Annotated in this window: 14 protein-coding genes; 13 read left to right on the top strand and 1 reads right to left on the bottom strand. The window is 69.8% G+C overall.

Annotated features, from left to right (window positions below; translation table 11 throughout):
- Positions 1-63 precede the first annotated feature (63 nt).
- The 13 genes from DJ019_RS15990 to DJ019_RS15930 all read left to right on the top strand — a co-directional run bounded on the left by DJ019_RS15990 (position 64) and on the right by DJ019_RS15930 (position 10,375).
- Complete coding sequence (locus DJ019_RS15990) at positions 64-1,980, top strand: methyl-accepting chemotaxis protein (RefSeq protein WP_111277059.1); 1,917 nt, start codon at positions 64-66, stop codon at positions 1,978-1,980.
- Between the two features lie 2 nt (positions 1,981-1,982).
- Positions 1,983-2,273: an STAS domain-containing protein gene (locus DJ019_RS15985; protein ID WP_111277058.1), complete on the top strand. Its 291-nt coding sequence runs from the start codon at positions 1,983-1,985 to the stop codon at positions 2,271-2,273.
- On the top strand, positions 2,270-2,635 hold the full coding sequence (locus tag DJ019_RS15980) for a response regulator (protein WP_111277057.1): 366 nt from the start codon (positions 2,270-2,272) through the stop codon (positions 2,633-2,635). The genes DJ019_RS15985 and DJ019_RS15980 overlap by 4 nt, the downstream gene beginning before the upstream one ends.
- A 52-nt stretch (positions 2,636-2,687) precedes the next feature.
- Complete coding sequence (locus DJ019_RS15975) at positions 2,688-4,862, top strand: chemotaxis protein CheA (protein ID WP_111277056.1); 2,175 nt, start codon at positions 2,688-2,690, stop codon at positions 4,860-4,862.
- A gap of 2 nt (positions 4,863-4,864) precedes the next feature.
- On the top strand, positions 4,865-5,344 hold the full coding sequence (locus tag DJ019_RS15970) for a chemotaxis protein CheW (protein WP_420849882.1): 480 nt from the start codon (positions 4,865-4,867) through the stop codon (positions 5,342-5,344).
- Positions 5,344-6,228 carry a CheR family methyltransferase gene (locus tag DJ019_RS15965; protein WP_205854183.1) on the top strand — a complete coding sequence of 295 codons (885 nt, stop codon included), beginning with the start codon at positions 5,344-5,346 and terminating at the stop codon, positions 6,226-6,228. The genes DJ019_RS15970 and DJ019_RS15965 overlap by 1 nt, the downstream gene beginning before the upstream one ends.
- On the top strand, positions 6,225-7,244 hold the full coding sequence (locus DJ019_RS15960; protein WP_111277055.1) for a protein-glutamate methylesterase/protein-glutamine glutaminase: 1,020 nt from the start codon (positions 6,225-6,227) through the stop codon (positions 7,242-7,244). The genes DJ019_RS15965 and DJ019_RS15960 overlap by 4 nt, the downstream gene beginning before the upstream one ends.
- Positions 7,244-7,633, top strand: coding sequence for a response regulator (locus tag DJ019_RS15955; protein WP_111277054.1), 390 nt, complete (start codon positions 7,244-7,246; stop codon positions 7,631-7,633). Before DJ019_RS15960 ends, DJ019_RS15955 begins: the two co-directional genes overlap by 1 nt.
- Positions 7,630-8,196, top strand: coding sequence for a chemotaxis protein CheD (locus DJ019_RS15950; protein WP_338066103.1), 567 nt, complete (start codon positions 7,630-7,632; stop codon positions 8,194-8,196). The genes DJ019_RS15955 and DJ019_RS15950 overlap by 4 nt, the downstream gene beginning before the upstream one ends.
- A complete protein-coding gene (locus DJ019_RS15945) occupies positions 8,196-8,555 on the top strand; it encodes a hypothetical protein (protein WP_111277053.1) in 360 nt (119 codons plus the stop codon). The genes DJ019_RS15950 and DJ019_RS15945 overlap by 1 nt, the downstream gene beginning before the upstream one ends.
- 3 nt (positions 8,556-8,558) lie before the next feature.
- Positions 8,559-9,158: a response regulator gene (locus DJ019_RS15940; protein ID WP_111277052.1), complete on the top strand. Its 600-nt coding sequence runs from the start codon at positions 8,559-8,561 to the stop codon at positions 9,156-9,158.
- Positions 9,158-9,631 carry a hypothetical protein gene (locus tag DJ019_RS15935; protein ID WP_111277051.1) on the top strand — a complete coding sequence of 158 codons (474 nt, stop codon included), beginning with the start codon at positions 9,158-9,160 and terminating at the stop codon, positions 9,629-9,631. The genes DJ019_RS15940 and DJ019_RS15935 overlap by 1 nt, the downstream gene beginning before the upstream one ends.
- Positions 9,632-9,694: 63 nt before the next feature.
- Positions 9,695-10,375 (top strand): Crp/Fnr family transcriptional regulator, encoded by a 681-nt coding sequence (locus tag DJ019_RS15930; protein ID WP_111277050.1) that lies wholly within the window; start codon positions 9,695-9,697, stop codon positions 10,373-10,375.
- Here the strand turns inward: DJ019_RS15930 and DJ019_RS15925 are convergent.
- Positions 10,372-11,904, bottom strand: a complete 1,533-nt coding sequence (locus DJ019_RS15925; protein ID WP_133255318.1) for a tetratricopeptide repeat-containing protein — start codon at positions 11,902-11,904, stop codon at positions 10,372-10,374. The genes DJ019_RS15930 and DJ019_RS15925 overlap by 4 nt on opposite strands.

Below are 11,904 nucleotides of genomic sequence, written 5' to 3'. Positions count from 1 at the left end.
CGGAGCCAAGGGGGGCGTCGCCGTACACCCGTGCCACTCCTGACGAGCCGCGAAACCAGCCTTATGTCGTTCCTGAACAACCTGAACATCTCGAAGAAGCTGGCCGTCGGCTTCGCGGTGGTCGTCACCGTGGTCGCAGTCATGTGCGCCGCCGTGTTCGGCAGCCTGTTGAGCATCAAGACCGCCGTGCGGCTCAATGACGAGAGCGTCGTTCAGATCGACCTCGCGAAGGATGCCCTGGCCGCCCGGGTGGCGCGCCAGAACGCCATCCGCGGCCTGGTGGCGAGCGGCGACCCGGCCTTCCTGGAGACGATCAAGCAGAGCAAGGCCGACTACGAAGCGACGATGGCCAAGCTGAAGGCTGAAGCGCCCGAGGACGGCGCCATGCTGGAGGCCATCGAGCGCGCCGCCGCCAAGGTCACCGGCGAGGAAGAGCCCCTGATCGCGGCCGGGCAGGATATGACCCGCCAGGCCGAGGCGATGATGCAGCTCGGGACCGCCGGGCGCCTCAATGAAGTCCGCGCGGCGCTGAAGGCGTTCACCGACCAGGAACAGGCGCTGCTGAAGAAGCGCGCGGCCGACCAGGAGTCCGCCCAGGCTTTCGCCGTCACGCTCATGGCGGTCGGCAGCCTGCTGGCCGTCGCCCTGTCGATCCTGATGGGCGCCATGCTTTCGGCGGCGATCGGCAAGCCGGTTCGCGCCATGACCGACGCCATGACCAAGCTGGCCGGGGGCGAGCTCGACGTGGCGGTTCCGGCCCAGGGTCGCAAGGACGAAGTGGGCCGCATGGCCGTCGCCGTGCAGTCCTTCAAGGACGCCGCGATCGAGAAGGCCCGACTGGAGGGCGAGACCACCGAGGCCCGCCGCGCCGCCGACGAGGCCCGCCGCCAGGCCGAGGCCGAGCGCGCCGCCACGGCCGCCGAACAACAGAAGGTCGTCGACGACCTCGCCATGGGGCTGGACCGCCTGGCCGCGGGCGCGATGACCTTCCGCCTCAACGAGGCCTTCGCGCCGCACTACGAACAGCTGCGCGCCGACTTCAACCGCGCCATGGACACGCTGCAGGACACCCTGCGCGAGGTGGCCATCAACGCCACGGCCGTCCGCTCGGGCTCCGGCGAGATCACCTCGGCGTCGGATGACCTCTCGCGCCGCACCGAACAGCAGGCGGCGAGCCTCGAAGAGACCGCTGCGGCCCTGGACCAGATCACCGCCACCGTGCGGAAGACCGCCGAAGGCGCCGCCCAGAGCCGTGAGGCCGTGGGCGCGGCCAAGTCCGACGCCGAGCGTTCGGGCGTGGTCGTTCGCGACGCCGTCGCGGCGATGAGCGAGATCGAGAATTCGTCCAGCCAGATCAGCCAGATCATCGGCGTGATCGACGAAATCGCCTTCCAGACCAACCTGCTGGCCCTGAACGCTGGCGTCGAAGCGGCCCGCGCCGGGGACGCCGGCAAGGGCTTCGCGGTCGTCGCCTCGGAAGTCCGGGCCCTGGCCCAGCGTTCGGCCGAGGCCGCCAAGGAGATCAAGGCCCTGATCTCGGCGTCGTCGCAGCAGGTGGAACGCGGCGTCGGCCTGGTCGGTGAGACCGGCAAGGTGCTGGAACGCATCCTCGTCCAGGTCACCCAGATCAACGGCGCGGTGACGGAGATCGCCGCCTCCGCGCAGGAACAGGCCACCGGCCTCCACGAGGTGAACACCGCCATCAATCAGATGGACCAGGTGACCCAGCAGAACGCGGCGATGGTCGAGCAAGCCACCGCCGCCAGCCACTCGCTGGCCGCCGAGGCCGAAGCCCTGAGCCGGCTGATCGGCCGCTTCGACCTGGGCGCCGGCGCCCCGGTCGCCGCGCCGGTCGCGCCGGTCCAGCCCCGCGCCGCCCATCGGCCCGCCGCCGCCGTGGCGATGAAGACCATGGGCCGAGGCGGCGCCGCGCCCAAGCCGGCTCCCGCCATCGAAGAAGACGCCTGGGACGAGTTCTGAGCATGAGCAACACCACCCTCACCCTGGCCGAGAGCCTGGACATGAACGCGGCCGCGCCGCTTCTCCAGGCCCTGAAGGACAAGCGCGGCAAGCCCCTGTCGGTGGACGCCTCGCAGGTGCGCCGCCTGGGCGGTCAGTGCCTCCAGGTGCTGCTGTCGGCGCAGGCCACGTGGGCCACCGACGGCCAGCCTTTCGAGATCGCAGAAGCCTCCCCCGAGTTCACCGACGGGATCGCCCTCATGGGCGCCTCCCAGCTCGCCGCCCAATCCACTGTCCAGGACCTCACCCAATGAGCATGACTGTCCTCACCGTCGATGACTCCCGCACAATGCGCGAGATGCTTCGCCTCGCCCTCGCCGACGCTGGATTCCGCGTCGTGCAGGCCGAGGACGGCATCCACGGCCTCGAGGTCCTGCAGGCCGAGGCGCCGCAGGTGATCGTCACCGACATCAACATGCCGCGCATGGACGGTTTCGGCTTCATCGAGGAAGTCCGCGGTGACCCCAAGCACCGCGCCATCCCGATCCTCGTGCTCACCACTGAGAGCGACGCCGAGAAGAAGAACCGCGCCCGCATGGCCGGCGCGACCGGCTGGATCGTGAAGCCCTTCAATCCCGACAAGCTCGTCGACGCCATCCGCCGCGTCGCCGCCTGAGCCCCCGCTGAACGACGCCTGAGCTGAACGACGAGCAGAAGAGAACGCGCCAGTGGATCCTTTAGCCGCCATCCGGGATACCTTCTTCCAAGAGTGCGAGGAGCAGCTCGCTGAGCTGGAATCCGGTCTGCTCGCCATGGAAGGCGGGGATCAGGATCCCGAGACCATCAACGCCGTCTTCCGGGCGGTGCACTCGATCAAGGGCGGCGCAGGCGCATTTCAGCTCGAGTCCCTGATCCGCTTCGCGCACGTCTTCGAGACGGCGCTGGACGAGATGCGCTCGGGTCGCCTCGCGGCCTCGGCCGACGTGCTGAAGACCATGCTGCGCGCCGCCGATGTGCTGGCCGACCTGGTGAGCTCGGCGCGCGCCGGCCAGGAGGGAGGACATCCCCAGCAGGCCGCGCTTTCGGACGAACTCAAGGCGATGAGCGGCGCCGCCGGCGCGGACGACGACGGCGGCGAGGAAGACTGGGGCGATTTCGAATTCCAGCCCATGAGCGCGGCCGTGGACCTGCCCGCGGATACGCCGCCGGCCCGCGCGTTCGTGGTGCGCTTCAAGCCGCGCGCCGATCTCTACGCCAAGGCCAACGAGGCTGCGCTGCTGCTGCGCGAACTGACGCGCCTCGGCGACTCCAATGTCGAGCTGGACACCAGCGAGGTGCCGCTCCTGACCGACATCGACCCTGAGGCGGCCTATCTCACCTGGACGGTGACCGTATCGGGCGACACCGACGAACTGGCGATCCGTGAGGTCTTCGAGTTCGTCGACGGCGACTGCGAGCTGAGCGTCGAGGCGCAAGGCGCCTCGGAAGGCGCCGGCGAGACCGGCCTCGACATCGGCGCCCTGCTGGCGCGCGTCCAGGCCGACGCCATCCCGACGATCGAGACGGCGCCCGATGAGCCCTTCGAGCTCGAGGCCCCTGCCCCGCCGCCCGTGGCGGACCTGGCGCCCGTCGCCCCGCCTCCGCTCTCGGTCGTGTCTCCGGCTGCGGAGGTCCACCCCGAACCTCTGGCCGCCAACCAGGCGCGCAAGACCGAAGCCGGCGCCACGATCCGCGTGGATCTGGACCGCGTCGACCGGCTGATCGACCTGGTCGGCGAACTCGTGATCAACCAGGCTGTGCTGGCGCAGCGGGTGATGGAGGCGGGGCTTGCCCGCGCCTCGGCCGTCGCCATGGGCCTGGACGAGCTGGAACAGCTGACCCGCGAGATCCAGGACAGCGTGATGGCCATCCGGGCCCAGCCCGTGAAGTCGGTCTTCCAGCGGATGCCGCGCCTGGTGCGCGAAGTGGCCGCCATGACCGGCAAGCCGGTTCGCCTGGTCACCGAGGGTGAGGCGACGGAAGTCGACAAGACCGTCATCGAGCGTCTGGCCGATCCGCTGACGCACATGATCCGCAACGCCATCGACCATGGGCTGGAAAGCCCCGAGAAGCGCGCCGCGGCCGGAAAGCCCGCCGAGGGCGTGGTCAAGCTGGCCGCCATGCACCGCTCGGGCCGGATCGTGATCGAGGTGTCCGACGACGGCGGCGGCATCAACCGCGAACGCGTCAAGGGCATCGCCATCGAGAAGGGCCTGATCGCCGCCGACGCCACGCTTTCGGACGAAGAGATCGACAACCTGATCTTCATGCCCGGGTTCTCCACGGCCGCCGAGGTCTCTGACATCTCGGGCCGCGGCGTGGGCATGGACGTGGTCCGTCGCTCGATCCAGGCCCTGGGCGGGCGGATCAACATCACCTCCAAGCCCGGCAAGGGCTCGACCTTCACCATGAGCCTGCCGCTGACCCTGGCGGTTCTGGACGGGATGGTGGTTTCGGTGGAAGGCCAGACCCTGGTCGCCCCGATCACCGCCATCATCGAGACGCTGCAGCCCAAGGCCGAGGACGTCCACAGCCTGGGCGGCCACGCCCGGGTGATCTCGATCCGCGGCGGCTTCGTGCCCCTGATCGACGTCGGCATGGCGCTCGGCTACCGCGCCACGCCGCTGGCGGCCTCGGACGGCGTCGCCCTGCTGATCGAAGGCGAAGGCGGCGCCCGCGCGGCCCTCTTCGTCGACGCCATCCAGGGCCAGCGCCAGGTGGTGATCAAGTCGCTGGAGGCGAACTACCGGCAGGTGCCGGGCGTGGCCGCCGCCACGATCCTGGGCGACGGCCGCGTCGCCCTCATCCTCGATATCGACACCATCGTCGCCGTTTCCCGCGGCGAGATGCGCAAGGCGGGTTGAAAATGAACCAGGTCATTAGCCAGAACGGCCAAAATAATCCCGGCGGCATGAAGGAACTGATCTCGTTCCGCATCGGCGCCCAGGAATTCTGCGTGGACATCATGGCCATCCGCGAGATCCGCGGCTGGACCCCGGCGACCGCGCTGCCGCAATCCCCGTCCTTCGTGAAGGGCGTGATCAACCTGCGCGGCGCGGTGCTTCCGATCGTCGACCTGGCCCTCCGCCTCGGCTTCGAGAGCACCGACGCCAGCGACCGCAACGTCATCATCGTGGCCGACATCGGCGGCCAGGTGGTCGGGCTGCTGGTCGACGCGGTCTCCGACATCCTGACCGTCACCGACGACGTGATCCAGCCGACCCCGGACGTCGCGTCCGACACCGCCAAGACCTTCGTGCGTGGCCTGATCGCCATGGACGGCCGCATGATCAGCCTGATCGGCCTTGAGCGCGTTCTGCCCGACCTGGAGCTGGAAGCCGCCTGATGAGTGTGAACGCGCCGACATCCGCGCGACCGGGCGCCAACATGGTCGAAGGCGAGTTCGCCTTCACCGAAGCCGATTTCCGCAAGATCTCGGCCATGGTGCACGGCGACGCCGGCATCCACCTGCCGGAAGCCAAGGCCACGCTGGTCTATTCGCGCCTGGCCAAGCGCCTGCGCGCCCTGGGCCTGACCAGCTTCAAGGACTACTGCGCCCTCGTCGCCGGCTCCGACGGCCTCGACGAGCGCCAGAAAATGCTGGCCGCGCTGACCACCAACGTGACCCGGTTCTTCCGCGAACCGCATCATTTCGACCACCTTCGCGACAAGGTGCTCCCGCCGCTGCTCGACGCCGCGCGTCGTGGCGGGCGGGTGCGGATCTGGTCCGCCGCCTGTTCGAGCGGGCAGGAGCCGTTCTCCATCGCCATGACCATACTGTCGCTGATGCCGGATGCCGCCGACCGGGACGTGAGGGTGCTCGCCACCGACATCGACCCCAACATGGTCGCCGAGGGCCGGGCCGCGGAATACGCTCCCCACCTGCTGGAGGGCATCCCGCCGGACTATCGGAAGAAATACACGGTCGCGGCGGCCCGCGGCGGGGTGCGGATGGCCGATGACGTGCGCGCGCTGGTGACCTTCAACGAACTGAACCTCATCGGCGACTGGCCGATGAAGGGGAAGTTCGACGCCATCTTCTGCCGGAACGTCGCGATCTACTTCGAAGACGACACCCAGGCGCGCCTCTGGAGCCGCTTCGCTCCGCTCGTGAACAACGACGGCGCCCTCTACATCGGTCACTCCGAACGGATCCAGGGGCCGGCCGCCGCCGCCTTCCGTCCGGATGGCGTCACCACCTACCGCAAGATCGAAGGGGCTCGCGCATGACCCGGGTCCTGGTCGTCGACGACTCCACCGTGATGCGCCAGCTCATCGGCGCGGCCCTCTCGGCCGATCCCGAGCTCGAGGTCGTGGGCGAAGCCTGCGATCCGTTGCAGGCGCGGGAGGCCATCAAGGCTCTGAACCCGGACGTCATCACCCTCGACGTCGAGATGCCGAACATGAACGGCCTCGAATTCCTGGAGCGGCTGATGCGGCTGCGGCCGATGCCGGTGGTGATGGTCTCCACCCTCACCGCGCGCGGCACCGAGGCCACGCTGCAGGCGCTGGAACTGGGCGCCGTCGACTGCATCGAGAAGCCTCGGGGCTCCGACAGGGACGGCTTCCGTCAGATCGCCGAAAAGGTGAAGCAGGCCGCGCGCGCCCGCGTTCGCGATCGCGTCAAGCGGGAGGAGCCGGCATGCACCGGCAGCTTCACGCCGGCCGACAAGATCGTGGCGATCGGCTCGTCCACCGGCGGCGTGGAAGCGCTGATCAATGTCGTACAACGCCTCCCGGCCAACTGCGCGCCGACGGTCATCACACAGCACATGCCGGCAAGCTTCACCAAGAGCTTCGCCGAACGCCTGAACCGCGTCAGCGCCGCCCAGGTCAGCGAGGCGCGCGATGGCGACCCCCTCCTCCCCGGCCGCGTCTATGTCGCGCCGGGCGGAGACTTCCACCTGGAAGTCGAGGGCACGAAGCACCTGCGGTGCCGCGTGACCCGCGGCGAGCCGGTCAGCGGCCACTGTCCGTCGGTGGATGTCTTGTTCTCGTCGGTCGCCCGCACCGCCAAGGACCGCGCCGTCGGCGTGATCCTGACCGGGATGGGCCGCGACGGGGCGCAGGGCCTGCTTGCCATGCGGCAAGCCGGCGCCAGGACCCTGGGCCAGGACGAGGCGACCTGCGTCGTCTACGGCATGCCCAGGGCTGCTTTCGAACTCGGCGCGGTCGAGCGCCAGCTTCCGCTGGAAAAGCTCGGCCCCGCCATCCGCAACCTCACGAACAAAGAAACGGAACGCTGATGCCGGCGCCCTCCTCCCTCACCTGCCTGGTTGTCGACGACCAACAGACGATGCGGTCGCTGGTGCGCAGCGGCCTGCAACAGCTCGGCTTCCGCACGATCTACGAGGCCCCCGACGGCGAAGAAGGCCTGCGTCACATGCTGGCCCGGCCGATCCACCTCGTGATCTCGGACTACAACATGCCGAAGCTGGACGGCCTGGGCCTGCTGCGCGCCATCCGCTCGCACCCGCCGATCCAGAAGACGGCCTTCATCATGCTCACCGGCCGAGCCGACAAGGAGCTGGTGCAGCGGGCCGTCCAGTTCGGGGTCAACAACTACCTCGTGAAGCCCTTCACGGTCGGAACCCTCAAGGAGAAGATCGAAGCGATCTTCGGCGTCCTCGCGTGAACCGAACCCCCGCCGCTCACGACCACGCGTACGCCGCGGAACCTCGCAAGATCCACGTGATCCAGGGAGAGTTCCACGTCGCGGACGACGATGATGTGGTGCTGACCACGATCCTTGGATCGTGCGTGGCTGCGTGCATGCGCGACCCGATCGCCGGCGTCGGGGGAATGAACCACTTCCTGCTGCCAGGGGAGACCGGCGACGCGGGCCTCCGCTACGGCGTGCAGTCGATGGAACTGCTGGTGAACGCCCTGCTGCGAAAGGGCGCGCGCCGCGAGCGCCTCGAGGTGAAGCTGTTCGGCGGCGCGCATCTGTTCGATGGATTGTCGGACGTCGGCGGGCAGAATTCGGCCTTCGCCGAGCGCTTTGTCCGCGACGAAGGCCTCGTCTACGTCGGCGGCTCGCTCCGCGGCGACCGCGCCCGCAGGATCCAGTTCTGGCCGGTCAGCGGCCGGGCGCGCCAGATCCTGCTGGCCCCGACGGAATCCAAGGTCTTCGCCACCGAACGCCGTCAACCGGTCGTCAAGCCGGTGGAGGACATCGGCGCCCTGGAGCTCTTCTGATGAACGCCGTGGCGCCCGTCCGACCGCTCGCCGCATCCCTCGACCTGGTGGCCGAGGAGATCGCCGAACTCGTCGAACTGGGCGACCGCGTGCAGTGCGTGATCTCCCGCCTGGCCGCCGCCGCCCCGCGAGACGGCGTGACGCTGGTCGACGCTCAGGTTTCGGACCTGCTCAGCCAGCGGCTGACCGGCCTGACCGCCTTTGTCCGCGCCCTGGCCGAGGCGGAGCGTAGCGCGGACTATGCCGAGATCGAGGCCGCGGTCAGCGCCCTCACCCTCGCCGAGCAGGCCCGTCGCCTGGCGGGCGCGCCGCCGCCGCGGCCGATCGAACCCGTCGACCCCGTGACGTTCTGGGACTGAGCCGTGAGCCTGCCGTTCAGCAAGACCGAACGCGTCAACCTCTCCACCGCCGAGGTGCTGCTGGCCTGTGGCGACCCGGAAGGGCTCAACATCATGGGCGAGATGTTCGCGGGCTTTGGCGTCCACACGCCCCGCAGGTGCCTCACCATGGCGGACGCCCAGACCTCGGTGCAGGAGCGGATCCTGAACCTGATGGTGGTCGACAGCGCCCTGGCGGACGGCGAAGGCTACGATTTCATCAGCTGGCTGCGGCGCAGTGAGATCACGCCCAACTGCTACGCGCCGGTCATCCTGATCACGGGTCACACCCGACCCTCGCAGATCTTCCGCGGCCGAGACGCCGGCGCCAGCTTCGTGGTGCGCAAGCCCGTGGCGCCGCTGATCATGATGCAGCGGATCATCTGGCTGCTGAACGACCAACGTAAATTTGTGACGTCGCCCGGCTATTGTGGGCCGGACCGGCGCGTGAAGGCCCTGGGCCCGCCCGTGGGATCCAAGGGGCGTCGCCATGACGACCTTTCGGCGCAAGTCGGAGCGGCGTCCACACCCAACCTCGAGCAGGACGAGATCGACGCCCTGTTCAAGCCGAGAGCCGTGATCTGATGAGTGCGCCCAGAGTCTTCGTCGTCGAGAACACCCTCGCCAAGATGGCCCGTGAGCCGGGCGGTCGGAACGCCGAGGCGGCCGTGAAGGCCGCCGAGCTCCGCATCGATGGCGTGAAGGATGTGTCCCTCGCCTCGCTCATCGAGAAGGCTGAGCAGCTCGGCGTTCTCGCCGCGGAAGCGCGCGCATCCGGCGAATCCGAGGCTTTCGGACCGGTCTACGACCTCTCCAACGCCATCTACGGCGTGGCGGGCGCCTTTGGCCTCAAGGGTCTGGCCGAAGCGGCCTTCAGCCTGTGCGACCTGACGGACCACTTCCGCAGCGGCGAGGAGGCCAACTGGCCCGCCATCGACGTGCACGTGGACGGCATCCGGCTTCTTGCCACGCTGGGGGAAAAGGCCACTGCGGCCGGGGCCGATTCCGTGCTCGACGGCCTGCGCAAGGTCCGCGCGCGCGTGATGCCCGCCAACTGAGACTCCTGACGGCGCCTTGCGGCGCCGCTCCGCGCCGGGCAGGCTCCACCCTGGGGAGCGGGGATGGCGCAAGGCACGCAGAGCGATACGGATTTCACGCGATTTCTCGCGCAGGCGTTCGCCTGTTCGCCCGAGACCGCCGGCGTCATCGCGGCCCGCGCCGCGATGCGCGGCCACCCGTCCCGCGCAGTGATCATCCGACAGGGAGATGAGGTCAGCGAAGCCCACTTGCTCTGGCTCGGCCGCGCGCGCGCGGTCGCGTATGCACGCGAGGGACAGCTCGTCCTCCTCCAGGAGTTCCACCCCGGCGATCTCTTCGGCGCCCTGACCGGTCCGCTTGATCCGGCGAGCGCAGCCGACGTCGTCGCGATCGAGGACAGCCGGACTGCTGTATTCCTCGCCGTGGAGTTCATCACCCTGGCCGAGCAGCACGCCTGTGTGGGCCTGGCCCTCGCGCGCAGCCTCACACGACAGCTCCGCGCCGCGACGGAGCGCATGGTCGCCCGGACCACCCTCACGGCCGCCGGACGTATCCATGCGGAGCTGCTCCGCCTGGCTGACCTCGCCGACGGGCGCAGCATCCGCCCCGCACCGGTGCTGGCGGCCCTGGCCCAGCGTGTCCAGACCACCCGCGAGACGGCCTCGCGGACGGTGAACGCCCTTGAGCGTCGCGGCATTGTCCGCCGCGAGGGCGAGACGATGGTCATCGTCGCCCGCACCCGGCTCGAGGACCTGGTCGTCTAGAGCGCGAGGATCGGCAGGCCAGCAAGCTCGCCGACCACGATCGGACGATCGCCGGTTCGCGCCGCGGCCAGACCGGCCGCGAACGTCTCGCTGACGTGCCATGCCCCCGGCGGCATGCCGGCGAGGATCGCCCGCGGCAGGTCCAGCGCCACCCCCGCGAGGATCGGCGCGCCGAGACGGGCGGCCTCGACGCGGGTCACGACCCCATAGTGGGCCGCCATGCGGGCGGCGTCCCCGACGACGGCCCGGAGCCGCCGCGCAGCGTCCGCCGCGGCCACGGGATCGGCAAACGCCAGCCGCAGCGATCCTTCCATCCAGGCCGACGGAGCGAGCGTCGCTGGAGCCTGCACCAGCGCCTCGGCGACACTCTCCAGCAACTCCGGATCGACCTCGACCGTCAGCAGCGCCGCGAGAAGGTGAGACGGGTCCGACGGCGCCTCAGGCGGAGGTCCGCCTTCACGGGCTGCGGGGATCACAAGCTGTCGCCGGTCGCCAGCGGCCCAGCGCGTGCTGGCCCAGTCCGCGCCGCCAGGCTCCCTGGCTCCCTGCCCGTCCGCCGGGTCCAGCACGACGAGCTGCAACGCTTCGGACTGCAAGGCCTGGGCGCGGAGGATCGCGAGCCCCATGGCCGCCTCCGCCGCAAGCTGGAGCGCGGCCGGGGTCGGCGGGGCGCCGTCGCCCACGACCTTCGCGACGACGCCGCCCGCCAGCACCGCGTCATAGCGCCTGGCCCAGTCCGCCCCCAGCCCCGTGACCGACAACGCCCTGAACCGTTCGGGGTCGCAAGGCAGCACAAGATCCACCTCGACGCCGGCCTCGAGCAGTTCCTCCGCTACGACGATATCCGCACCCGCCGCGAGGGCGCCGAAAGCGAAGCCGATCCGCTCTGTGGTCACCAGCGCCCGAACCGCCGCGCGCACGTCGGCATCGTCTGCGCGGACGCTCATATGTCCGGCGAAGTGCAGGCTGCGCGGCGGCGCAAGGGCCTCGAGCCAGTCCGTCGGCTCGCCAAGCGCGGCGCACAGAAGCCGAAACTGGCGCAGCGTGGGGGCGTGGTCTTCGTAGGCGCGGGGCGCGACCGCCACCGCCTCGGCCAGCGCTGTCCGCGCCTCGGCCGGACGACCTGTCAGAAGCAGAGCCTCGGCCCGCGTCGCTCCGCGCCAGTACGGCGTTTCCGGCTCATCCGGATCGCCATCGATGGAGACCAGGACCCGACGCGCCATCGCCTCGGACGCACTTCCGTCGCCCGCCAGCCGCCAGAGGCTGGCGGCGTTGATGAGGTGATGGGTGGCGCCGGAAAGCGCGCCGGCCGCCGCATAGGCCTCTGCCGCCTTTGCATAGATCGGAGCCCGCGCCGCAGGCTGCGCAGCGCGGGCTTCCTCCTTCAGCAACCGGCCCCGGATCGCCAGGACTGCAGGATCGCTGCGAGACGTCTCCAGGCCCGCCTCACGTAGCAGTCGCCGCGCTTCGGCAAGCGCACCAGCATTCGCGTGGGCGAGGACGAGGGGAAGGATGGGCTGTGGCGGCAC

The sequence above is a fragment of the Phenylobacterium kunshanense genome (assembly GCF_003254525.1).
GTDB lineage: Bacteria > Pseudomonadota > Alphaproteobacteria > Caulobacterales > Caulobacteraceae > Phenylobacterium > Phenylobacterium kunshanense.
The sequence above is the reverse complement of the archived record's forward strand: the minus strand, read 5'-3'. Positions and strand labels throughout refer to the sequence as shown.